Annotated in this window: 25 protein-coding genes; 14 read left to right on the plus strand and 11 right to left on the minus strand. The window is 64.2% G+C overall.

The features are described from left to right. Positions 1-19 precede the first annotated feature (19 nt). On the plus strand, positions 20-229 hold the full coding sequence (locus WN73_RS20575; RefSeq protein ID WP_028174890.1) for a hypothetical protein: 210 nt from the start codon (positions 20-22) through the stop codon (positions 227-229). A 128-nt stretch (positions 230-357) separates the two neighbouring features. On the opposite strand, the gene WN73_RS20580 is transcribed toward WN73_RS20575, so the two are convergent. Beyond that, positions 358-900, minus strand: coding sequence for a hypothetical protein (locus tag WN73_RS20580; RefSeq protein WP_028174891.1), 543 nt, complete (start codon positions 898-900; stop codon positions 358-360). A 186-nt stretch (positions 901-1,086) separates the two neighbouring features. Between WN73_RS20580 and WN73_RS20585 the strand changes: the two genes are divergently transcribed. Further along, positions 1,087-1,386: a DUF1330 domain-containing protein gene (locus tag WN73_RS20585; RefSeq protein WP_028174892.1), complete on the plus strand. Its 300-nt coding sequence runs from the start codon at positions 1,087-1,089 to the stop codon at positions 1,384-1,386. A gap of 512 nt (positions 1,387-1,898) precedes the next feature. Further along, positions 1,899-2,108, plus strand: coding sequence for a hypothetical protein (locus tag WN73_RS20595; protein ID WP_162185886.1), 210 nt, complete (start codon positions 1,899-1,901; stop codon positions 2,106-2,108). An 8-nt stretch (positions 2,109-2,116) separates the two neighbouring features. On the opposite strand, the gene WN73_RS20600 is transcribed toward WN73_RS20595, so the two are convergent. Beyond that, on the minus strand, positions 2,117-2,407 hold the full coding sequence (locus tag WN73_RS20600; protein ID WP_028174895.1) for a hypothetical protein: 291 nt from the start codon (positions 2,405-2,407) through the stop codon (positions 2,117-2,119). A gap of 172 nt (positions 2,408-2,579) precedes the next feature. On the opposite strand from WN73_RS20600, the gene WN73_RS20605 reads away from it, so the two are divergent. Together WN73_RS20605 and WN73_RS20610 are read left to right on the plus strand one after the other, a co-directional pair. Continuing rightward, entirely contained in the window at positions 2,580-2,978 is a 399-nt protein-coding gene (locus WN73_RS20605; RefSeq protein ID WP_028174896.1) for a metallopeptidase family protein, read from the plus strand. A 62-nt stretch (positions 2,979-3,040) separates the two neighbouring features. Then, positions 3,041-3,235: a hypothetical protein gene (locus WN73_RS20610; RefSeq protein WP_039186418.1), complete on the plus strand. Its 195-nt coding sequence runs from the start codon at positions 3,041-3,043 to the stop codon at positions 3,233-3,235. Here WN73_RS20610 and WN73_RS20615 read toward each other — a convergent pair. Continuing rightward, positions 3,227-4,021 carry a helix-turn-helix transcriptional regulator gene (locus WN73_RS20615; RefSeq protein ID WP_028174898.1) on the minus strand — a complete coding sequence of 265 codons (795 nt, stop codon included), beginning with the start codon at positions 4,019-4,021 and terminating at the stop codon, positions 3,227-3,229. The two genes, WN73_RS20610 and WN73_RS20615, sit on opposite strands and share 9 nt — an antisense overlap. 101 nt (positions 4,022-4,122) lie before the next feature. Between WN73_RS20615 and WN73_RS20620 the strand changes: the two genes are divergently transcribed. The 4 genes from WN73_RS20620 (at position 4,123) to WN73_RS20635 (ending at position 6,913) form a co-directional block, all read left to right on the plus strand. Then, a complete protein-coding gene (locus tag WN73_RS20620; protein WP_028174899.1) occupies positions 4,123-4,692 on the plus strand; it encodes a pyridoxamine 5'-phosphate oxidase family protein in 570 nt (189 codons plus the stop codon). 86 nt (positions 4,693-4,778) lie between these two features. Beyond that, positions 4,779-5,384, plus strand: a complete 606-nt coding sequence (gene leuD / locus WN73_RS20625) for a 3-isopropylmalate dehydratase small subunit (protein WP_028174900.1) — start codon at positions 4,779-4,781, stop codon at positions 5,382-5,384. A gap of 81 nt (positions 5,385-5,465) precedes the next feature. After that, positions 5,466-6,251 (plus strand): hypothetical protein, encoded by a 786-nt coding sequence (locus WN73_RS20630; protein WP_028174901.1) that lies wholly within the window; start codon positions 5,466-5,468, stop codon positions 6,249-6,251. A gap of 242 nt (positions 6,252-6,493) precedes the next feature. Further along, a complete protein-coding gene (locus tag WN73_RS20635; RefSeq protein ID WP_028174902.1) occupies positions 6,494-6,913 on the plus strand; it encodes a hypothetical protein in 420 nt (139 codons plus the stop codon). Between the two features lie 49 nt (positions 6,914-6,962). Here WN73_RS20635 and WN73_RS20640 read toward each other — a convergent pair whose 3' ends face one another. Further along, positions 6,963-8,678 carry a caspase family protein gene (locus WN73_RS20640; protein ID WP_049832545.1) on the minus strand — a complete coding sequence of 572 codons (1,716 nt, stop codon included), beginning with the start codon at positions 8,676-8,678 and terminating at the stop codon, positions 6,963-6,965. A 67-nt stretch (positions 8,679-8,745) separates the two neighbouring features. Further along, the gene (locus tag WN73_RS20645; protein ID WP_028174903.1) at positions 8,746-9,627 is read right to left on the minus strand and encodes an HpcH/HpaI aldolase/citrate lyase family protein; all 882 of its coding nucleotides are present in this window, start codon (positions 9,625-9,627) and stop codon (positions 8,746-8,748) included. 111 nt (positions 9,628-9,738) lie between these two features. On the opposite strand from WN73_RS20645, the gene WN73_RS20650 reads away from it, so the two are divergent. Next, a complete protein-coding gene (locus tag WN73_RS20650) occupies positions 9,739-10,383 on the plus strand; it encodes a carbonic anhydrase (protein WP_011083331.1) in 645 nt (214 codons plus the stop codon). A gap of 123 nt (positions 10,384-10,506) precedes the next feature. Here WN73_RS20650 and WN73_RS20655 read toward each other — a convergent pair whose 3' ends face one another. Further along, on the minus strand, positions 10,507-11,541 hold the full coding sequence (locus WN73_RS20655; protein WP_011083332.1) for an aspartate-semialdehyde dehydrogenase: 1,035 nt from the start codon (positions 11,539-11,541) through the stop codon (positions 10,507-10,509). Positions 11,542-11,657: 116 nt separating this feature from the next. Between WN73_RS20655 and WN73_RS20660 the strand changes: the two genes are divergently transcribed. Continuing rightward, complete coding sequence (locus tag WN73_RS20660; protein WP_028174904.1) at positions 11,658-12,437, plus strand: hypothetical protein; 780 nt, start codon at positions 11,658-11,660, stop codon at positions 12,435-12,437. Between the two features lie 156 nt (positions 12,438-12,593). After that, the gene (locus WN73_RS20665) at positions 12,594-12,980 is read left to right on the plus strand and encodes a hypothetical protein (RefSeq protein WP_028174905.1); all 387 of its coding nucleotides are present in this window, start codon (positions 12,594-12,596) and stop codon (positions 12,978-12,980) included. A gap of 116 nt (positions 12,981-13,096) precedes the next feature. Here WN73_RS20665 and leuB read toward each other — a convergent pair whose 3' ends face one another. Beyond that, positions 13,097-14,209, minus strand: a complete 1,113-nt coding sequence (leuB, locus tag WN73_RS20670; RefSeq protein ID WP_011083334.1) for a 3-isopropylmalate dehydrogenase — start codon at positions 14,207-14,209, stop codon at positions 13,097-13,099. A gap of 240 nt (positions 14,210-14,449) precedes the next feature. Here leuB and WN73_RS20675 point away from each other — a divergent pair, with 240 nt between their 5' ends. After that, positions 14,450-15,652, plus strand: a complete 1,203-nt coding sequence (locus WN73_RS20675) for a YbfB/YjiJ family MFS transporter (RefSeq protein ID WP_028174906.1) — start codon at positions 14,450-14,452, stop codon at positions 15,650-15,652. A 124-nt stretch (positions 15,653-15,776) separates the two neighbouring features. Here the strand turns inward: WN73_RS20675 and WN73_RS20680 are convergent, their stop codons facing one another. The 4 genes from WN73_RS20680 to WN73_RS20695 all read right to left on the minus strand — a co-directional run bounded on the left by WN73_RS20680 (position 15,777) and on the right by WN73_RS20695 (position 19,015). Further along, positions 15,777-16,559 (minus strand): molybdopterin-binding protein, encoded by a 783-nt coding sequence (locus WN73_RS20680; protein ID WP_028174907.1) that lies wholly within the window; start codon positions 16,557-16,559, stop codon positions 15,777-15,779. Between the two features lie 12 nt (positions 16,560-16,571). Further along, a complete protein-coding gene (locus WN73_RS20685; RefSeq protein ID WP_028174908.1) occupies positions 16,572-17,201 on the minus strand; it encodes a cytochrome b/b6 domain-containing protein in 630 nt (209 codons plus the stop codon). Between the two features lie 182 nt (positions 17,202-17,383). Then, positions 17,384-17,938 carry a fasciclin domain-containing protein gene (locus tag WN73_RS20690; RefSeq protein WP_028174909.1) on the minus strand — a complete coding sequence of 185 codons (555 nt, stop codon included), beginning with the start codon at positions 17,936-17,938 and terminating at the stop codon, positions 17,384-17,386. Positions 17,939-18,253: 315 nt separating this feature from the next. After that, on the minus strand, positions 18,254-19,015 hold the full coding sequence (locus tag WN73_RS20695) for an SDR family oxidoreductase (RefSeq protein ID WP_028174910.1): 762 nt from the start codon (positions 19,013-19,015) through the stop codon (positions 18,254-18,256). A gap of 100 nt (positions 19,016-19,115) precedes the next feature. Between WN73_RS20695 and WN73_RS20700 the strand changes: the two genes are divergently transcribed. Continuing rightward, positions 19,116-20,645, plus strand: coding sequence for a malonate--CoA ligase (locus tag WN73_RS20700; RefSeq protein WP_028174911.1), 1,530 nt, complete (start codon positions 19,116-19,118; stop codon positions 20,643-20,645). Positions 20,646-20,855: the final 210 nt, after the last annotated feature.

Genomic DNA, 20,855 nt, shown 5'->3' on the forward strand with positions numbered 1-20,855 from the left:
CTTCGCGAGGACACGCCTGATGGCCAACAAGCCTGAATATGTCGATCTGATCAGCGAGGCGACCCGCCAGCACCGGCGGCGCGCGACACCCTTGCGCATCGTCGCCAAGCCGGAGGTCGAGGAGACCTCAAAGCTCAGCCGCTGGCCGCCGGCGATGTTCAAGCAGTGGAAGCTCGAGAACCTGATGCGGTGGAAAGCTTCGTCGTGGAAGCTGAAGGATTGGCTCTGAATCAAAGAGCACCACTATCCGCAGTCATTCCGGGGCGCCCATAGGGCGAACCCGGAATCTCGAGATTCCGGGTCTGGCGCTAACCCGCCATCCCGGAATGACTGCGCTGATTTCAGGCGTAACTCACATCACCAATAGCGGTACGGATAGTGCCAGCGATGCCAATGGTGCCAGCGGCAGATGCGGCGCGGGCCGTAATAGGTCCAGATGATCCGGCAGCGGCGCGGATAGTGGTAGTAGGGATAGTAGCCGCCGTAATAATAGCGCCGGTGGAAGTGGCGATAGCCGTAATGCGGGCGATAGGCTCCGTAGCGATGGAATCCGCCGCCGCCATAGTGGTGAACTCCGCCGTAGCGAATGCCGCCGCCGTGAAAGGCCGGCGCGGCGCGGAAGCCGCCGCCATGGAAGCCGCCAAAATGTCCTCCGCCACCGCGGAAGCCACCGCCGCCGCCGCCGTGAAAATGTCCGCCACCACCATGTCCCCCGCCGCCGTGGCGAACCTGCGTAACGAGGTCGTCGCTTGCGGCCTTCGCTGCCGGCAACGCCGTCGGATTGATTGGAGTCATCGCCTCGGCGCGGCGCGCCGTCCCGGCCGACAGCATCAGCGTGGCAACGGCCGCCAGCCCGAGCAAGCGTATCGGACCTGTCCCAACACCCAGAATCCTCAGCATCGAATTCTCCTGAACCTGGACAGCGGCATTGCGGCGCAGCGCCTCGCGCCACCGCTGCTCATTTGGCTGTTCATTCGCGGTCGCTCCCAAGATTAAATTAGGGACAGCGACGTGAACGCGTCATGAATGAACGATGTTGCGGGCAACGCGCCGCGGCGCAGTGCCGCGATGGGAGGAGTTCTTGCAATGACTGTCTACGCGATCGCGCAATTGAAGATGACGGACCGCGCGGCCTATGACCGCTACCAGGCGCGGTTCTTCGATGTGTTCAGGAAGTACAGCGGGCGGCTTCTCGCGGCCGACGAACAGCCCCACGTGCTCGAAGGCGCCTGGCCCTATGACAAACTTGTCATGATGTCGTTTCCCGACGAAGCCGCGTTTGTTGCCTTCTCCACCTCAGCCGACTACGAGGACATCTCGCGCGATCGCAAGGCGGGCGCGCAGGCGACCGTGCTGCTGGTGAAGGGATTTGCGCCTGCCGGCTAGCGCGTCACCACCACGGTCCGAAACCGAGCACGAAGGGAGCGGGCACACCGTAGGGATAGGGACGGTAGTAGACAGGCCGCGCGTAGTAGCGCGGATCACGGGACGCAGAGTGCCGCGCAATGTCGTCATGTCGCGTGTGTCGTCGCGCATCAAAAACTGCGATCCCCGCCGAGGCATCCGGCTTCGTCATTCTCTGCACCGCGGAAGCGCGAGGCATGGCGGCGGCGAGCCCAACGATAACGGCCAATGCAATCCATCGCGTCATGAGGACCTCCGCGCCCAGCATGCGGGCTTCGTTCTTGCGGTGCACGCGCTGACCAGGCGTTACGACACAAGGATTAGGCCCGGACCCTAGAGCCTTGAGACTGAATAGGCTATGGATGAACGCGCCCCGGACATGAATGCAGAGGGCGCGACAAGTTCCTGAGTCCCGGCGCAACATTTCAGGCGCTGCCAAAACCGGCCGTCAGCGACGAACGTATCTTCTGGTCGAGCGAATGCAGGAGATGGTCATGCCGAATTCCAGCGGATTGCGGATATCTCGCCTCGTGATCGCAGCGAGCCTTGCACTCGGTGCGAGCTCGGCGATTGCCGCGCAGGGACCGGGCGTCGAGGCCGGCGCGGCAAGCCCGCTGACTCAGCTCGTGATGACGATCCTGGTCTATGGCGCGTCCGCAGCTGTCGTCGGCGCCGGCCTGATCGGCGCGCTCCGCGGGCATTGAAGGGGGCGTCAGCCTCGGCGCCAGTAGCAGCTCATATGCGGCACGATCACCGTGCCGCTGGGCCGGTATTCCTGCACATAGGTCGCGTTGCACTCGCGGACCGCATCGGGACCGGGATTGTAGCGCGGATAGACGCCGTCCGGGCTGTAATAGGGCGTGACACGCAGGCGCGCCGGAGGGCGCCTGCGTGGCGGCGGCGCGTCGGGCGAGACGGCCTGGGCCAGCCGGATTTCAGGGGCGGCCGTCTGCGTCTGAGCATTGGCTCCGCCGCCGACAAAAAAAGTCGAAAACAACCCCATGCACAGTAGAACCAGAACTGCTGTTCCCGCCCGCATCGCACCACCACTGACCTGAGCCAACCCCTTGATGCGCCGTACGCTCCCCGTTTTCGCGCGCGGCGTCAACGCTCCTTCTTGGCCCGATCCTATAAAGCGGGATGCAACGCCGCGGAACCCGCGCTATGAGGGTCTCATGTGGACGGAATTGAAAGCGCCCTCGCTGGCCGAGATGGAAGCGACGGCACACGACATCTTCGAGCGCCTGCCAGCGGAGTTCCGCGGCCTCTGCGAGGGCGTGATCCTGCGCGTCGACGACTTCCCGACCGAGGACGTCATGGACGAGATGGAGTGCGAGAGCGAGTTCGACCTGCTCGGCCTGTTCCAGGGCGTCGGCCTGCCCCAGCAGAGTTTTGGCGATGTGGCGCGGCTGCCCAACATGGTCTGGCTCTACCGGCGGCCGATCCTGGATTACTGGGCCGAGCACGACGAAAGCCTCGGCCATATCGTCCGCCACGTCCTGATCCACGAAATCGGCCACCATTTTGGTCTTTCGGACGACGATATGGCGGCAATCGAGGCTCGGGCGGAGTAGGACGCGGGTTTATCAAGGCCCGGCGCAGCAACAAGCAGGCAATGTCTCAAAAGGGAGGGCACATGGCCAAACCACCTCTTAGGCTGGCACCGGACTTAGAGTGGTCCGATATGGTGGCAGGCTATGCCGTTGAGGAATTGATCGCCGGGCAGCTAGTCACTCGGGAGCAAGCAGACTTTGCTCAGCGGATCATCGCGCAGCAGATTCACATTTTTCTCGTATCAGGCTCTCGCCCAACTGACGAAACTTCAAACTGAGATACGACCGACAAGCATCGTCAGTCGATAGTCGGACCAGCCCGCGAGCGACAGCGACACCTGCTGATAGTGCAGCAGCCCCATGGTCGGATGAGCGAACGCACGCTCGCCGCCTTCGCGTGCCAAAACCCCCTGCGTCTCCCAGCAGCGTTCGAAGTCGGCGCTTCCAACTCGCAATTCCTCGACGAGCCGGCGAATGTCCGGATCGTCGGAATAGGCTGTGACGGCGGCGCGGAATTCCGCGACGACGCGTTGCGCGCGCGAGGTCCAGTCGAGGATCAATGTTCGCGCCTCGGGCCTGAGGAAGATGTAGCGCAGCAGATTTTTTTCACCGTCAGCGTCGAGCCATCCGGCAAACAGAACCGACGCTTTCGCATTCCAACGACGCGCGCCCCATGTGCGATCGAGAATGTAGGCCGGACCGTCGATCGCATCGACGCAGGCCAGCACCTCCTCCGGCGGATCGTCGCTGTGGCCGGGACGCTCGGGATCGCGCCTGCCCCCAACTTCGAACAGATAGCTGCGCTCGGCGCGTGACAGGCGCAATCCGCGCGCGAGGCGCGCAAGTGTCGACGCCGAGACGGAGACATCGCGACCCTGCTCAATCCACGTGTACCAGGTGACGCTCAATCCGCAGAGCTGAGCGACCTCCTCGCGCCGGAGGCCGGGCGTGCGCCGCCGTGCTCCGGTGGCGAGGCCGAATTCTGCCGGAGACTGGCGCTCCCGGAGCGCGCGCAGGAGCGCGCTGAGCGAAAGAGCTGGAGCGATCGGGTCTGGTCCTTTCATGGTGGTTTTTATACCAGCATAAATAATATTCTTAAACGGGTATAAAAAGCATGCTTAGCTCTTTTCCGGTGGCGGCGTTGCTGCGGAAAGGACCAGCGGGCATGGGCAGGCAATTCACTGGGATCGAACCCGAGCACAGGGCTTTCATCGAACGGCAGAAGATATTCTTCGTCGCGAGCGCCCCGCCAAAGGGGCGCATCAACGTGTCTCCCAAGGGCCTGTCGTCGTTCCGGGTGCTGGGAGAGAGCGACGTTGCCTATCTCGACTGCACCGGCAGCGGCAGCGAGACCCGCGCGCACCTGAGCGCCTCCGAGGACAAGCGGCTGACCATCATGTTTTGCGCCTTCGACGGCCCCCCGATGATCCTGCGGCTCTATGGCGAGGGTCGATCGCTCATGCGCGGCACGCCGGAATATTCCGATCTCGTTTCGGAGTTCGAGGACATCGCCGGGGTGCGCCAGATCGTCCGCCTCTCAGTCGACCTGGTGCAGACGTCGTGCGGCATGGGCGTGCCCCTGTTCGACTACAAGCAGGAACGCGGCAGCCTGATCCGCTACTGGACGGCGCAGGGCGTCAGCAACTTACGAAAATACTGGGGCCTGAAGAACATGAAGAGCATCGACGGCCTGCCGACCGGCTTTGTCCCCGACAGCATGGCTCCGCCAGTCTGACAGACCAAGATTGCCGAATCCGGCCTAGGATTCGTGCGGCAACCGGGCTAAATAGCCCTCCCCTGACGACAAACCGGGAAGCCAAGATGGACAAGTTCACCACGCTGGAAGGCGTCGCGGCGCCGCTGAAGATCATCAATGTCGACACCGACATGATCATTCCGAAGCAGTACCTCAAGACCATCAAGCGCACCGGCCTTGGCAAGGGGCTCTTCTCCGAGCAGCGCTACAAGGACGACGGCAGCGAGAACCCTGATTTCGTCCTCAACCAGCCCGCCTATCGCAATTCGAAGGTGCTGGTGGCCGGCGACAATTTCGGCTGCGGCTCGAGCCGCGAGCACGCGCCCTGGGCGCTGCTCGACTTCGGCATCCGCTGCGTGATCTCGACCTCGTTCGGCGACATCTTCTACAACAACTGCTTCAAGAACGGCATTCTGCCGATCCGCGTCTCCCAGGAAGACCTCGACAAGCTGTTCGACGACGCCGAGCGCGGCGCCAACGCGACGCTGACGATCGACCTGCCGAACCAGGAGATCCGCGGCCCTGACGGCGGCAAGGTCAAGTTCGAGATCGACCCGTTCCGCAAGCACTGCCTGATCAACGGCCTCGACGACATCGGTCTCACCATGGAGAAGAAGGCCTCGATCGACACCTACGAGGACAAGCTCAAGCGCGAACGCGCCTGGGCGTGATCTCGATATCCGGTTCAAGCCCCGGTGCTGATTGCGCCGGGGCTTTTTCTTTGCCCTGATTATCCCCTATAGCTTCCGCGCATGCTGCCCGACATCGTCACCTTCTGGCACGGCCCGATGGACGCCCTGCGCCAGACCTGTCTGCGCTCGCAGCTTGCGGCCGGCCACAAGGTCACGGTCTACAGTTTCGACACCATTCCCGGCCTGCCGGCAGGCATCGAGAATGCCGAGGCCGAAGCGATCCTCCCGCACGCATTCTCAGAGCGCTTGCGGCCGCCGCAGCCGGACGGCAGCTGGCGCGACTGGACCACGCTTCAGTTCAGCGATTTCTTCCGCATGAAGCTGATGGCGAAGGGCCTCGGCCTCTGGCTCGATGCCGACGTATTGCTCTTGAAGCCCGTCGTGATCGACCCGGCAAAGCCCTATTTCGCCTGGGAGCGGCCGCGCCAGCTCGGCAATTCCGTGATCTATCTGCCGGCGGAGCACGGCATCGTCGCCGCCTTCGAGGAATTGATGGAGCAGGAAGAGCTGACGCCGAACTGGCTGTCGGTGCGCCATCGCATCACCTTCATGATGCGCCGCCTGCGCGGCGGCTCGAACCGCCTCTCCGATATTCGCGTTGCGATCTTCGGGCCGGCCGCGCTGACCGCGCTCGCGCGCCGCACAGGAGAATTGCAGAACGCGCTGCCGAAGCAGTCGTTCTACGCCGTGCATGCCGAGCCAAAATTGTTCTTCGATCCCTCGAGCTATCTCGGCCTCGTCACCGACCCCCAGATAATCGGCCTGCACATCTCGCCCAAGGGACGCGGTAGCGAAAAACCGATCCCGGGCAGCCTGTATGCCTGGGCGACGGAGCGGTTCGGCTAGCTGTCGCGCAGGAAGTGCGCTCCCTCTCCCGCTTGCGGGAGAGGGTTGGGGAGAGGGTGTCTCCGCAGGCGAGCCCCCCAAGAGGAGAAAGCCCTCACCCGGCGCTTCGCGCCGACCTCTCCCGCAAGCGGGAGAGGTTGACCACCTCGCAGCCCGCTCTTCCTGTTTGATCCAGCGCAACGCGCTCCTGCATCATTGTGCCTAATCTGGTTCCAATTTCACGACCCCAAGAGGAGCCTCGCATGAGCACCGCAAGCAGGCCTTATCCCATCGTTCAGGATCTCATCGACTCCTTTGCGAGCTGGCTGAAGCATCGCCGCGAGATGAACGAAATGCGGCAGCTCGACCGCGCCGATTTCGACCGGATCGCGAGCGATCTCAGGATCGCGCCTGATGATCTCGAAGAGCTGGTCCGCCATGGCAAGCACGCCGCCGATGAGCTGCCCAAGATGCTGGAGCAGCTCGGCATCAGTGCGGAAGGGCTCGGACGCGCGCAGCCGCTGCTGCTGCGCGACATGGAGCGGGTCTGCTCGCTCTGCGGTCACAAGGGACAGTGCGACCGCGATCTCGCCGACGGCACCGCCGCGGAGAACTACCACGGTTATTGCGGCAATGCCGCGACGCTGGAATCGCTCGAGCGCGCAGACGTGGAGACGCATTGAGCGGTCGTCCGCACCGATCGATGCCCTGGCGACGGACGCGTCGCCGGCGCTAGATCACACCGGTTCGCGCGCAAGCCTCGCGCCGGGCAAATCCCTTCACGAGCTTCCTGCAGGCGCGATAACGCTCTTCCATGCTCGCGCCGCCGACGCTCGCCGGAGCGTGCGGCTCGGCAGTGCTCTCCTTTCTGACGGGATGCGGCTGCGAGGTCTTTTCGCGCTTGGTTGAAGGCTCGACATCCTCCGGCACCGGCACAAGCTGCCAGACCGGACGAAGCTCTATGCTCGCCGTCTCGGATGGCTTCTCCTTCCTGAAGGAAGAGAGGGCCAGAACGTTCTTCTCCATCCTGACCGTAACTGGCGTCCCGGTGATCGAGAATTTGTTGTCCGTAATGTACTCTGCGAACGATTGATACCCGGCCTCGTCTTTGACCCACGATGCCTTTGTCGGCGGCCCCCAGAGATAGTACCCCTTGGCCAATCCCGTGGCGGACACCTCGGTAACGATCAGCATGGCATAGCGTCCCTTGCCATTCGTCCACCCACGCTTGTTGGACCACACGCCAACAAATTTGGAATCGGATTTGGGCTGGACGTCGTGACCGGACGAGATCGTGAAGCTCGGCAGCTTGAGCTGCTGCGCGGCCGCGATGGCAGCAACTTTCTGGTTATCCTCGGGCGCAAAAACGTTTCGGACGACGGCTTTCGTATCTGGTCCCTGGCGCCGGCTCGCATCCGATGCCGGAGAGGCGGTGAGGGACGGCACGGCCGCCACTTCGCTGGCCTTGAGATCCTTGATCCGCTGGCGAGCCTCTGCAGCATGGCCGCTGCGCGGATATCTTGCCAGAAACTCCTCAAACAGGCCCGCCACGGTCGACGTCTGGATCGCCAGCCAAAACTTCTCGTCCTCTGCGGGAGCCGCGGCCGCCGGCGGTGATGCGGCTGGCGCCTGAGCGCTCGCGGCAGGCGCCTTCAGGTAGATCTCCTCCTTCGACAGGGAGCCGTACACGAAGGGCTGCTGTTCGCGTTTGGTCGCCGCCATCACGTCGTCGCGGACCCGGCGAAACAGAAACGATATCTCGAGGCCCGGTGTTTCAATGTGGCGAAGCAACGACGCGGTAAAGGGGCTGTTCCGGCCATCGCCGTCACTCGCCGTGGTGCCGTCGCGGGCGGCGTAGGCAATCAGAACATTGTCGGAGGGCTCAGTCGGCGCGAGCCCACGAGCTACGGCCCGGGTGGCGATCGACCGCTTCATCTTCGCTGCGAACGGATTGTTGCGGCACGCGTCGAGAATGACTAGGCCCAGCTTCCGGGCCTTCGAGACCTGAAGGCTCACGGAGCGCAGGCTGATGGCCTCGCTCTCGATGTCGGTGTCGCTGCGCAGCTCTGCGCTAACCGGAATCAGCCAGTTCTCGCCGCTGACCTCCATGCCGTGCCCCGCGTAGAACACCACGGCGAGATCGGCTCCCTCGGCAGCCCGGCCGAACTCGACGACGGCCTTCCTCATCTCTTGCGCGTTGGCGTTCTTGACCTGAGTAATCTTGAAATCGAGACGCTCGAGGGCGCGGCCGATGTCGGCCGCATCGCGCGTCGGGTTCGGCAACTCAGGCACTTTCTCATAGGCGCCGTTGCCGATGACGAGCGCAACCCGGGCCTGCTGTGCAAGCGCTGGCGAGACGAAGGAGAGTGACGAGGCGAGGAGGACGGCGACCCAAAAAATGCGCATCAAATACTTGCCCGGATCAAATATCGGGCGCGAGCGTAGCATTGTCCGTCACCACCGCAACGGGAAAAGCTGCGGTCGCTTAGGGACGACTTGAATGCGACCGGGTCGCTCAGCCCTTGCTCATCGCGGCGATCGCGTCCGCGATCTCGATGGTACGCTTGGCCATGTCGGCGTGGAGCCGCTCGACCATCGCACCGTCGAGGCGGATCGCGCCGCGCGAGACGTTCTCGGGCAATTCGAACGCCGCGATGATTTTTCGCGCGCGCGCGACTTCTTCTTCCGGCGGCGTGAAGATCGCGTTGCAGGCTTCGATCTGCGAGGGGTGGATCAGCGTCTTGCCGTCGAAGCCGAGGTCGCGGCCCTGCGCGCATTCGGTGGCGAAACCGTCGGAATTGTTGATGTCGCTGTAGGGGCCGTCGAGGATTTCGAGGCCGTGGGCGCGCGTCGCCAGGATGCAGTGGGTGATCATCGGGATCATCGCGGCGCGGCCGGGCAGCATCTTGATGCGCGTCTCGCGCGAGATGTCGTTCGGGCCGAACACGAAACCGGAGAGGCGGCTCGTTGGATTGCGCCCGGCGGCGGCCAGCTCCTCGGCATGGAGCACGGCGCGCGCGGTCTCGATCATGGCCCAGACCTTCACGGTCGGCGCGGCGCCGAGCTCGGCGAGGCGGCGGCCGATCGCGTCGAGATCTTCGACGCTTGAAACTTTTGGAACCAGGATGCCGTCAGGCGATGCCTTGGCCGCCATCGCGACGTCATCGGCCCACCAGGGCGTATCGAGACCGTTGGTCCGGATCAGGATCTCGCGCTTGCCGAACCCCTTGGCCGCGATCGCGGCGGCGATTCCGTCGCGTGCCGCTGCCTTAGCGTCAGGGGCGACGGAATCCTCGAGATCGAGGATCAGGCCGTCGGCGGCCAGATTCCGCGCCTTCTCCAGCGCGCGGGGGTTCGAGCCGGGCATGAACAGATGGCTGCGGCGCGGGCGGGTCATGCGAATGGTCCTTCCGGTTTCCTCATATCTCTTCTGACCTGAGCCGATAGCATCTGGCATGCCTATTCGAAAGGCTTGTTCGCCCCTGCGGTATATGGTTAGGCATAGGCCATGGTCACATTCCCGAAGCATTTGCTGGAAGGCTACCAAGCCTTCGCCACCCAGCGGCTGCCGACCGAGCAGACCCGCTATCGCGAGCTGTCGGTGAAGGGGCAGTTCCCGGAAGTGATGGTGATCGGCTGCTGCGACAGCCGCGTCTCGCCCGAGGTGATCTTCGACGTCGGCCCGGGTGAATTGTTCGTCGTCCGCAACATCGCCAACCTGGTGCCGGTGTATCAGCCCGACGGCAACGCGCACGGCGTCTCGGCCGCGCTCGAATATGCCGTGACGGTGCTGAAGGTGAAGCACATCGTGGTGCTCGGGCACGCGCAATGCGGCGGCATCCGCGCCTTCGTCGACAAGATCGAGCCGCTCACCCCCGGCGACTTCATCGGCAAATGGATGCAGATGTTCATCAAGCCCGGCGAAGTGGTCGAGCAGCGCGACCACGAATCGATGGCGCAATTCGTCGAGCGCATCGAAAAGGCCGCGGTGTTCCGCAGCCTGGAAAACCTGATGACCTTCCCGTTCGTGCAGAAGGCGGTCGATGCCGGCCAGATGCAGACCCACGGCGCCTATTTCGGCGTCGCCGAGGGATCGCTGTTCGTGCTGGACAAGGTCGCGAAGGAATTCCGCAGCGTCAAGGACGCGGCGTAGTCGATCTCGTAAACTGGCGCATCAAACGAGATCGTCGTCCCGGACAAGCGGAGCTCTTGGCAACGCGCAGCGTTGTCCAGAGCGGAGCGCCGATCCGGGACGACGAGAGGCGTGGGCGAAGGCTTACGCCGCCTTCTTCTTCGCGCTGATCAGCTTGCGGTTGATCAGCACTTCCGCGATCTGGATCGCGTTGAGGGCTGCGCCCTTGCGCAAATTGTCGGACACGCACCACAGTACGAGGCCGTTCTCCACTGTCGCGTCCTCGCGGATGCGGCTGATATAGGTCGCGTCCTCGCCGGCGGCTTCATACGGCGTGGCGTAGCCGCCGGGCTCATGCTTGTCGATGACGAGGCAGCCGGGCGCCGTGCGCAGGATGTTGCGCGCTTCGTCGGCGCTGATCGGATTCTCGAACTCGATGTTGACGGCCTCGGAGTGGCCGACGAAGACAGGCACGCGCACGCAGGTCGCGGAGAGCTTGATCTTGGGATCAAGAATCTTCTTGGTCTCCATCATCATCTTCCACTCTTCCTTGGTGTAGCCGTCCTCCATGAAGACGTCGATCTGGGGAATGATGTTGAAGGCGATGCGCGCGGGAAACTTCTTATTGACGATCTCGCTGTTGGTGTAGACGGCCTTGGTCTGCGAGAACAATTCGTCCATCGCATCCTTGCCGGCGCCCGACACCGATTGATAGGTGGAGACCACGACGCGCTTGATGGTCGCCTTGTCGTGCAGCGGCTTCAGCGCGACCACGAGCTGCGCGGTCGAGCAGTTCGGGTTGGCGATGATGTTCTTCGTCTTGAAGCCCGCGGCCGCATCCGCGTTCACCTCGGGCACGATCAGCGGCACGTCCGGGTCCATGCGCCAGGCCGAAGAATTGTCGATCACGACCGTGCCGGCGGCGCCGATCTTCGGCGACCATTCCTTCGACACCGAGCCGCCCGCCGACATCAGGCAGATGTCGACGTCGGAGAAGTCGTAATGCTCGAGCGCTTTGACCTTCAGGGTGCGGTCGCCATAGGAGACCTCGACGCCGACGCTGCGGCGTGACGCGAGGGCCACGACCTCGTCCGCGGGGAATTTGCGCTCATCGAGGATGTTGAGCATTTCCCGTCCGACATTGCCGGTCGCGCCGACGACTGCGACTTTGTAACCCATCGTTCACTCTCCGATGAAAAAGCCCGTTCCCGAAGCTGACGCTTAAACAGGAAGAGCAGCGCTTCTATGCGAGAACCGGCCTCAAGACAACGTTGGACCATGCCTGAAGGCAATGGATGCAGTCGCCTGAGGCCAGCACGGCCGCAACTCCCACCCAGATCCATCTGGCGCTCGCCAATTTCGCCGACGAGGTCGTCGGCACGCTGGCGCGCCTGTTCGCCTATGTGGGGACGCTGGTGCTGTTTGCCATCCTGGGCCTTGCGGCCTTGGGTCAGCTCCCGAGCCTGCGCGACGACGATCCGGCGCTGAAGCCGGGCTGGAGCGTGGCCGACCACTCGCATCCGGCCTTCGCCATCAGCCGGCTAAATTCATCAGATAAAACAGCCACTTATACCATCCTGCGACATCCCGAAGGTGGCCGCCGGGACGTGATGCGCTGGACTGGCGAGGCAGACCGGCCCGTCGCCGAGCTCGATATTTACCGGGAAGGCGGCGAATTCGACGTGGCGCGCCCGGCCACAGCAGACCTGGCCGTCCAGATGGGACTTGGTGCGGCCGCCCCGCTCGAGCAGGCCGGCCTGATCGACACGAAATTCGGCCCGGTCGCCCTGTATCGGCCGACCGGCACGGCGCAGGCGTGCCTTGGCTATCTCAAGCGCAGCGAGGAGCCGGCGCTCCAGATCTCCGGCTTCTCCTGCCAGGGCGAGACGCTGCCCGCCCAGCGCGCGGCCATCGCCTGCACGCTGAACCGGCTGACGCTGCTCACCTCGGGCAACGAGCCGAAGCTGGCGGAATTGTTCGCCCGTGCCGAGCTCAAGCGCAGAGGTTGTGACCCCGAGGGCTCGCCCGACTGGCTGCTGGGCGCCGCGAACGCGCAATTGCGCGGGGCGCTTTGACCGGCATCAAGCTCAAGTGGCTGGTATTCATGCAACTTTTGCCGGCGCGCACGATTATTCCGCCCTGGTGTGACCCAATAGACCTAGTTGCGGCCACCCCGACCGGGCTAGTATGGGTCGAAATCGACTGGCGGCTTGCCGCCTGAAGGGGACGTGATGAGCTCGAAATTTTCTGCCGCGAACAAATTGGCGACGTTGCTTGCGGCGGGCGCCGCGATTGCCATGGTCTTCGCGGCACCGGCTTCGGCCGACACCAGGACCAAGCAGCGCTATGACGATCGCGGCCGGCCCGTTTACGGCCCGAGCGGCCCCAACACGGTCTATCAGCAGGGACGCACCCGCATCTATGTGAGCAAGCGCTCCTGGCTCGACGGCGGCACCGAGGTCAATCCGGGCGATCGCAAGTTCTCCGACTACGCCTTCCCGCCGGCGGTGGGCTATCCGTCCTTCGCCCGCGAGAACCTCAACCGCCCGATCGATCGCCAGCCGCTGTCCCCGCCGTCCGATGTCGGCGGCTATCCGCAGAACTTCCCGCTGTACTGAGGCGGACGCAGGCACCGAATCAAATGGCCGGGCTCGCGCCCGGCCATTTTGTTTTCTCGCACCGTCATTCCGGGATGGTGCGCAAGCACCAGACCCAGAATGACGGCACTTGCCGCTTACGCGTGCAGCTTCTGCAATTCCTTCAGGATCGCTTCGCCCATCTGCGTGGTCGAGGCGGCCGTGGTGCCTTCCGACTTGATGTCGGCGGTGCGCAGGCCGCTGGCCAGCACGGCGGCGATCGCGGCATCGACCTTGTCGGCGAGCGCGCCCATGTCGAAGGAGTAGCGCAGCGCCATGCCGAAGGACGAGATCATCGCGATCGGATTGGCGAGGCCCTTGCCGGCGATGTCAGGCGCCGAGCCGTGCACGGGCTCGTACAGCGCCTTGCGCTTCTTGCTCTTGACGTCGACCTCGCCGAGCGAGGCCGAGGGCAGCATGCCGAGCGAGCCGGTCAGCATCGCCGCGATGTCGGACAGCATGTCGCCGAACAGATTGTCCGTGACGATGACGTCGAACTGCTTCGGCCACTTCACCAGCATCATGCCGCCGGAATCGGCGAGCTGATGCTCGAGCGTGACGTCGGGATATTCGCGCTTGTGGACCTGGGTCACGACCTCGTTCCAGAGCACGCCCGATTTCATGACGTTGCGCTTCTCCATCGACGTCACCTTGTTCTTGCGCTTCTTGGCAAGGTCGAAGGCGACGCGGGCGATGCGCTCGATCTCATAGGTGTCGTAGACCTGGGTATCGATGGCGCGCTTCTGGCCGTTGCCGAGATCGGTGATGGTCTTGGGCTCGCCGAAATAGACGCCGCCGGTGAGCTCGCGCACGATCATGATGTCGAGGCCCTCGACCGCCTCGCGCTTCAGGCTCGAGGCATCGGCCAGCGCGGGGTAGCACACCGCGGGGCGGAGGTTGGCGAACAGGCCGAGATCCTTGCGCAGGCGCAGCAGGCCGGCTTCGGGACGCACCTCGTAGGGAACGGCATCCCACTTGGGACCACCGACCGCGCCGAAGATGATGGCGTCGGCGGCCAGCGCCTTGGCCATGTCGCCCTCGGAGATCGACACCTTGTGCGCGTCATAGGCGGAGCCGCCGACGAGGCCGGTGTCGGTCTCGAATTTGGCGATCCCGGCCGAATTGAGCCAGTCGATCAGCCGCTTCACCTCGCCCATCACCTCGGGGCCGATACCGTCGCCGGGGAGCAGCAGCAGTTTGTGGGTCGCCATGGTCGTTTCCTTCTCGATCCTCTCTCGTCATTCCGGGACGCGCCTCCTGGCGCGGGCGGGGAATCCATAACCACCAGCCGGGGTTATGGATTCCGGGCTCGCCCGCTTCGCGTGCGCCCCGGAATGACGGCCGGCCGGAGTGCTAGAGCGGCGTTGCGCGCTTGGCAAGACACCATTGCCGCGCCGCGGCTGTGCAAGACCGGCAGGGCCTGCCACAGTGCGGGACGCCGGAGTACCCCCTTGCACGCGCCTGACCGCCCCCCGCCCGACGCGCACCCCGCGCGGCTGATCCTGATCCTGTCGCTGGCAGCGACCGTCGGGCTCGGCATCGGCCGCTTTGCCTATGCGCTGGTGCTGCCCGACATGCGGGAGACCCTCGGCTGGTCCTACTCGGCGGCCGGTTTCATGAACACCATCAACGCCGTCGGCTACCTCGTGGGCGCACTGGTGGCGTCCAGGCTGATCCAGCGCATCGGCTGGTCGGCCGCGATCCGCGGCGGAACCCTCGCCTGCGTCGCCGCCCTCGCCACTTGCGCGCTGACGGGGAATTTCGTCGCGCTGAGCCTCGCACGCCTGGTGCTGGGCCTGGGTGCCGCAGCCGGATTCGTCGCCGGCGGCGCGCTGGCCGCTTCGATCGCGCAGTCGCAGCCCGCGCGGGCGAATTTCCTGCTCAGCCTGTTCTATGCCGGCCCCGGGATCGGCATTCTCGCCTCGGGGCTGATCGCACCGTTCACGCTGCAGTATTTCGGGCCGGGCTCGTGGTGGCTGGTGTGGTGGGCGATGACGCTGCTCTCGGCCGCGATGACCGTCCCGCTGTTCCTGGTCCGCATCGAGAGCCGCGTGCGTTTCACTGAAGGCAGCCACGCCTCGTTCGCGATTCTCCCCGTTCTGATCTATCTCGCCGGCTACTTCCTGTTCGGCGCCGGCTACATCGCCTACATGACCTTCATGATCGCCTATGTGCGCGACGGCGGTGGCGGAGCCGCGGCGCAGGCGGCGTTCTGGAGCCTGATCGGCCTCAGTGCCTTCGTCACGCCGTGGGTCTGGCGCGGCGTCCTCGCGCTCGATCGCGGCGGGCTTGCCACCGCCATCATCCTCGGCACCAACGCGCTCGGCGCAGCCTTGCCGATGCTGGGGCATTCGCCGGCGTGGCTCGCGGTCTCGGCGGTCGTGTTCGGCGTCGCCTTCTTCGCGGTGGTCGGCTCGACCACGGCCTTCGTCCGCTTCAACTATCCGCCCGAGGTATGGCCGACCGCGATCGCGGCGATGACGATCTCGTTCGGCGTCGGCCAGACGCTGGGGCCGATCGTGGTCGGCGCCATCACGGATGCGCTGGGCAGCCTGAGTTACGCGCTGAACGTCTCGGCGGCGCTGCTGGCGTTGGGCGCGGTGGCGGCGCTGTGCCAGCGGAAGGTGGGGCCGGCCCGGCAATCGGTACCGTAGGGTGGGCAAAGCGAAGCGTGCCCACGATCTCTAAAATAACGGGAAGGTGGTGGGCACGGCGCGTTGCGCCTTTGCCCACCCTACGGCAGCACGCGCTTCGCGAGCCCCGGAATGACTGCCTCAATCAGCTCCCGCTGAACGAATTATACCCCTGGTCTTCCCAGTAGCCGCCCTTGTAGTCGTTGGTGACTTCCATCGAGACCACGTATTTCGGGTTCTTGAAGCCGAGCTTGGTCGGCACGCGGATCTTCATCGGGAAGCCGTAGGCGCGCGGCAAAATCTCGTTGGCATATTTGAACGTCATCTGGGTCTGCGGATGCAGCGCGCTGCGCATGTCGAGAGGCGAGTTGTAGCCGTCCTTGTCGGCGCACTGGAACCAGACATATTTGGCGCGCGTGTCGGCGCCGATCAGCTTGAGGAAATCGCGGAGCGGCGTGCCGGTCCAGCTGCCGATCGCGCTCCAGCCCTCGACGCAGATGTGACGGGTGATCTGCGTGACCTGCGGCAGCTTATAGAGCTCGTCCAGCGTCCAGGACTTCTTGTTGTCGACGAGGCCGCGCACTTCGAGCTTCCAGTCCGCGGCCGAAACCTCCGGCGCGTCGTCGAGATCGTAGTAGGCGTTGAATGGAAACGGCTTCGTGATCGCGCTCTCGGGGAAGGTCGGCGCCAGCGCGTCGGGATTGAAGATGAAGGCCTGCACCGCGTCGTTGAACTTCGAGACCTGCGCCAGCAGCGTATCGGCCGAGGACGAGTCCACGACGTCGCAGCCGGTCAGCAGCGTCAGCGCGCCGAGGCTGGCGCCGCCCGCGATGAAGCGGCGACGGGTAAAATCCGGCATCGTCTTGATGGCGTCCTTGATGAGCAACCGCTTGTCAACGCCGGGGATCAGGAATGAACGCTTGGCCATCGCTATTCTCCCTTATCGCCCGATGATCATCGCGCGCAGGCTCTTCGGCACCAGCAGCGCGAGCAGGACGTGAATGACGAGGAAGGCGCAGATCGCGGCCATGCAGAAGAAGTGCACGTAGCGCGCGGTCGGATAGTCGCCGAACAGCATCACGAGATAATAGAGCTGCACCGGCTTCCACATCCCCAGGCCGGAGAGCACGATCAGCACGCCGACGACGATGATGCCGGCATAGAGCAGTCGCTGCACGTAATTGTAGACGGTGAGATCGTCATGGCCGAGCTTGAAGGTCAGCGCGGCCCTGACGTCGTGGAGCACGCCGGACGGGGTGATCGGCAGCAGCTTCTTGCGGAAGCGGCCGGTGGCGAAGCCGGTGACGAGATAGGCAAGGCCGTTGATCATCAACAGCCACATCGCCGCAAAATGCCAGAGCAGGCCGCCGCCGAGCCAGCCGCCAAGCGTGTACTCGCGCGGGAAACTGAAACCGAACAGCGGCGAGGCGTTGTAGATCTGCCAGCCCGACAGGATCATCAGGATCATGGCAAGAGCGTTGATCCAATGCATGAGGCGGACCCAGGCCGGCTGGATCACTTTGGCCGGGCTGGACCGGACCTGCTCGTCGGTGACTGTAAGGCTCGCCATGGTGGTTCCGTCCTGAACGTCGTGTGACACCGAATATACGCCGATGCGTCCGCTTTCGTTACGCCTGCGCACGACATCGAGTCGATGCCGGCAGGCTATGCTGGTCACAAAAATGCGAGCCGGGTGCCCCCGGCTCGCCGTCTCAAAGCACCCTGTCGGGGATGAAACAGGACGCCGCGGTGTTACGTCGCCGGCATCAGCACGGTGTCGACCACATGGATCACGCCGTTCGACTGGTTGACGTTGGAAATCGTCACCATCGAGGTGCCGCCCTTGGCGTCGACGATCCAGGTCTTGCCGTCCATCTTCTTCACCGTCAGCTCCTCGCCTTCGGCGGTCTTCAGCTTCTTGCCGTCGGTGAGGTCGGAGGCCTCGAGCTTGCCGGGCACGACATGGTAGGTGAGGATCTTGGTCAGCGCCGCCTTGTTCTCGGGCTTGACCAGATTGTCGACGGTGCCGGCCGGCAGCTTGCCGAAGGCCGCGTTGGTCGGCGCGAACACCGTGAACGGACCCTTACTTTCCAGCGTCGGCACGAGACCGGCCGCCTTCACCGCCGCCACCAGCGTGGTGTGGTCCTTGGAGTTGACCGCGTTCTGGACGATGTTCTTGGACGGGAACATTGCGGCGCCGCCGACCATGACGGTCTTCTCCTCGGCGCGAGCGGGCGCGACGACGGTCGCGGTGATGGCGAGGGCGCTGAAGGCGGCGGCAGCGAGATAGGCAATACGCTTCGACATGGAGGGTCTCCCGATTGAATTGAGACCGGCAATGGCCGGTGCTTGAGTTGGGGCAACAACGGCGGCTGCGGCAGTTTGGCGTGAAGCAGCAGCGCGTCGTTGGACCGAACTACGGGAGGGTTTGCAAAGTGGTTTCGGAGAAAAATTCTTTGTGATGCGTGAAACTATGTGCGGGGACGTTCGTGTGTGAGCGGGCGCACCACACATCTCAGGAGCCGTAGGGTGGGCAAAGACGCGCATGCGCCGCGCCCACCATCTCGCGCTCGATTGAGATAGGCATGGTGGGCACGCTTCGCTTGGCCCACCCTACAATCCTCAATCCCTGTTGTTCGGCGTCTGGATGAACCCGCGATTATACGTCGGGCTGATCAGGAGCTCGTTGATGCAGACTCGCGCCGGCATCGATGCGATGAAGGCGATGGTGCGGCCGAGGTCTTCGGATTGCAGCATCCTGGCCTGCTCCTCCTCGCTCGGCACCACCGGGCGCAGCTTCAGGATCGGGGTCGCGACCTCACCCGGCATCAGGCAACAGGCGCGCAGGCCGTTGACGCATTCGTCCATGTTGAAGGAATGGGTCAGCGCCAGCACCGCGTGCTTGGTCGTGGTGTAGGCAGGACCCGGCATCTTCGAAACGTGCCGGCCGGCCCAGGACGAGACGTTGATGATCGCGCCGTCCTTTTGCTTGCGCATCGTCGGCAGCACCGCGCGCATGCAATAGAGCACGCCGTTGAGGTTGACCTGGACCAGCTTGTCCCAGCCCTCCAGCTCCATGTCCTTCCAGCTTCGCTTCGGGACATTGATACCGGCATTGTTGACCAGGAGATCGATACGACCGTGCTTGGCGACGATCTGATCGGCCGCCTTCTGGGCCTCGGCGGCGTTGGACACGTCCAGCGCGATGGCCTCGGCCGCCCCGCCCGCCCCGATGATCTTGGCAACTACGGTATCCAGGGCATCCTTGCGGCGGCCCGAGACCACCACCGTCCAGCCGTCGGCAGCTAACGCCTCGGCGCCGGCCTCCCCGATGCCGCTGCCGCCGCCCGTGACCCAGGCCACACGTTTCCCATTTTTGGTCATGCAAACTGTCTCCGTTGCTTCATCGGGGCGGTTTTTGCTAATCCAGCCCTCGGTTTTGACCGACCTTGTCTTACAAGCCTTGCGGTCGAGGAAATCTTGCATGAACCGAGCTGCCAACGCCAACCTGTTTTCCCGCCTGTTCGATGGCCTGGACGATCCCAAACGCCTCGCGATCGAGACGCATGACGGCGCCCGTATCAGCTATGGCGATCTGATCGCGCGAGCCGGGCAAATGGCGAACGTGCTGGTCGCGCGCGGCGTGAAGCCTGGCGACCGCGTCGCGGTACAGGTCGAGAAGTCGGTCGCGAACATCGTGCTTTATCTCGCCACGGTGCGGGCCGGCGCGGTCTACCTGCCGCTCAACACCGCCTATACGCTGAACGAGCTCGATTACTTCATCGGCGATGCCGAGCCGTCGCTGGTGGTCTGCGATCCCTCCAAGGCGGAAGGCCTCGCCCCGATCGCCGCGAAGGTGAAGGCCGGGGTCGAGACGCTCGGCCCCGACGGCAAGGGCTCGCTGACGGAGGCCGCCGACAAGGCAAGCAGCGCGTTTACGACGGTGCCGCGCGAAAACGACGATCTGGCCGCGATCCTCTACACGTCGGGCACCACCGGCCGCTCCAAGGGGGCGATGCTCACCCACGACAATCTCGCGTCGAACTCGCTCTCGCTCGTCGGCTACTGGCACTTCACCGACAAGGACGTGCTGATCCACGCGCTGCCGATCTACCATACGCACGGCCTGTTCGTGGCGACCAACGTGACGCTGTTTTCGCGGGCGTCGATGATCTTCCTGCCGAAGCTCGACCCTGACCTGATCATCAAGCTGATGGCGCGCGCCACCGTGCTGATGGGCGTGCCGACCTTCTATACCCGCCTCCTGCAAAATGCCGCGCTGTCGCGCGAGACCACCAGGCACATGCGGCTGTTCATTTCGGGCTCGGCGCCGCTGCTCGCCGAAACCCATCGCGAATGGTCGGCGCGCACCGGACATGCCGTGCTCGAGCGCTACGGCATGACCGAGACCAACATGAACACGTCGAACCCCTATGACGGCGAGCGCGTGCCCGGCGCGGTCGGTTTTCCCCTCCCCGGCGTCTCCCTGCGCGTGACCGACCCCGAGACCGGCAAGGAGCTGCCGCGCGAGGAGATCGGCATGATCGAGGTCAAGGGCCCGAACGTGTTCAAGGGCTACTGGCGCATGCCGGAGAAGACCAGGGCGGAATTCCGGCCCGACGGCTTCTTCATCACCGGCGACCTCGGCAAGATCGACGGCAAGGGCTACGTCCACATCCTCGGCCGCGGCAAGGATCTCGTGATCTCCGGCGGCTTCAACGTCTACCCGAAGGAAATCGAGAGCGAGATCGACGCGATGCCCGGCGTGGTCGAGTCCGCCGTGATCGGCGTACCGCATGCCGATTTCGGCGAGGGCGTCACGGCCGTGCTGGTCTGCAACAAGGGTGCCGAGGTCAACGAGGCCTCCGTGCTGAAAGCGCTCGACGGCCGGCTCGCCAAATTCAAGATGCCCAAGCGCGTCTTCGTGGTCGACGAGCTGCCGCGCAACACCATGGGCAAGGTGCAGAAGAACGTGCTGCGGGATACCTATAAGGATATCTACGCGAAGAAATAGACATCGCGTTGCTCCAAAACCGCGCCACACTCTCGCTGTCGTCCTGGCGAAAGCCAGGACCCATTACCCCAGGGAGAAGTTGCGGCACGAAGCTGGCAACCACGAGTCTTCGCCAAACCACTCCTTGGGGTAATGGGTCCCGGATCGGCGCTCGCTGCGCGAGCTTGTCCAGGACGACGTTGGAGTTGGCATAGCGCGCTCTCTCAACAA

Source organism: Bradyrhizobium sp. CCBAU 45394, from assembly GCF_028128655.1.
GTDB classification, from domain to species: Bacteria; Pseudomonadota; Alphaproteobacteria; order Rhizobiales; family Xanthobacteraceae; genus Bradyrhizobium; species Bradyrhizobium diazoefficiens.

Coding starts and splice junctions, on each gene's coding strand:
- WN73_RS20635 (WP_028174902.1), top strand. CDS start 6,494: ATGAGCACCGCAAGCAGGCCTTATCCCATCGTTCAGGATCTCATCGAC.
- WN73_RS20695 (WP_028174910.1), bottom strand. CDS start 19,015: ATGACCAAAAATGGGAAACGTGTGGCCTGGGTCACGGGCGGCGGCAGC.
- WN73_RS20600 (WP_028174895.1), bottom strand. CDS start 2,407: ATGGGGTTGTTTTCGACTTTTTTTGTCGGCGGCGGAGCCAATGCTCAG.
- WN73_RS20630 (WP_028174901.1), top strand. CDS start 5,466: ATGCTGCCCGACATCGTCACCTTCTGGCACGGCCCGATGGACGCCCTG.
- WN73_RS20685 (WP_028174908.1), bottom strand. CDS start 17,201: ATGGCGAGCCTTACAGTCACCGACGAGCAGGTCCGGTCCAGCCCGGCC.
- WN73_RS20610 (WP_039186418.1), top strand. CDS start 3,041: ATGGCCAAACCACCTCTTAGGCTGGCACCGGACTTAGAGTGGTCCGAT.
- WN73_RS20615 (WP_028174898.1), bottom strand. CDS start 4,021: ATGAAAGGACCAGACCCGATCGCTCCAGCTCTTTCGCTCAGCGCGCTC.
- WN73_RS20575 (WP_028174890.1), top strand. CDS start 20: ATGGCCAACAAGCCTGAATATGTCGATCTGATCAGCGAGGCGACCCGC.
- WN73_RS20665 (WP_028174905.1), top strand. CDS start 12,594: ATGAGCTCGAAATTTTCTGCCGCGAACAAATTGGCGACGTTGCTTGCG.
- WN73_RS20650 (WP_011083331.1), top strand. CDS start 9,739: ATGGTCACATTCCCGAAGCATTTGCTGGAAGGCTACCAAGCCTTCGCC.
- WN73_RS20620 (WP_028174899.1), top strand. CDS start 4,123: ATGGGCAGGCAATTCACTGGGATCGAACCCGAGCACAGGGCTTTCATC.
- WN73_RS20700 (WP_028174911.1), top strand. CDS start 19,116: ATGAACCGAGCTGCCAACGCCAACCTGTTTTCCCGCCTGTTCGATGGC.
- WN73_RS20580 (WP_028174891.1), bottom strand. CDS start 900: ATGCTGAGGATTCTGGGTGTTGGGACAGGTCCGATACGCTTGCTCGGG.
- WN73_RS20585 (WP_028174892.1), top strand. CDS start 1,087: ATGACTGTCTACGCGATCGCGCAATTGAAGATGACGGACCGCGCGGCC.
- WN73_RS20690 (WP_028174909.1), bottom strand. CDS start 17,938: ATGTCGAAGCGTATTGCCTATCTCGCTGCCGCCGCCTTCAGCGCCCTC.
- WN73_RS20640 (WP_049832545.1), bottom strand. CDS start 8,678: ATGCTACGCTCGCGCCCGATATTTGATCCGGGCAAGTATTTGATGCGC.
- WN73_RS20645 (WP_028174903.1), bottom strand. CDS start 9,627: ATGACCCGCCCGCGCCGCAGCCATCTGTTCATGCCCGGCTCGAACCCC.
- WN73_RS20680 (WP_028174907.1), bottom strand. CDS start 16,559: ATGGCCAAGCGTTCATTCCTGATCCCCGGCGTTGACAAGCGGTTGCTC.
- WN73_RS20605 (WP_028174896.1), top strand. CDS start 2,580: ATGTGGACGGAATTGAAAGCGCCCTCGCTGGCCGAGATGGAAGCGACG.
- leuD (WP_028174900.1), top strand. CDS start 4,779: ATGGACAAGTTCACCACGCTGGAAGGCGTCGCGGCGCCGCTGAAGATC.
- WN73_RS20655 (WP_011083332.1), bottom strand. CDS start 11,541: ATGGGTTACAAAGTCGCAGTCGTCGGCGCGACCGGCAATGTCGGACGG.
- leuB (WP_011083334.1), bottom strand. CDS start 14,209: ATGGCGACCCACAAACTGCTGCTGCTCCCCGGCGACGGTATCGGCCCC.
- WN73_RS20660 (WP_028174904.1), top strand. CDS start 11,658: ATGCAGTCGCCTGAGGCCAGCACGGCCGCAACTCCCACCCAGATCCAT.
- WN73_RS20595 (WP_162185886.1), top strand. CDS start 1,899: ATGCCGAATTCCAGCGGATTGCGGATATCTCGCCTCGTGATCGCAGCG.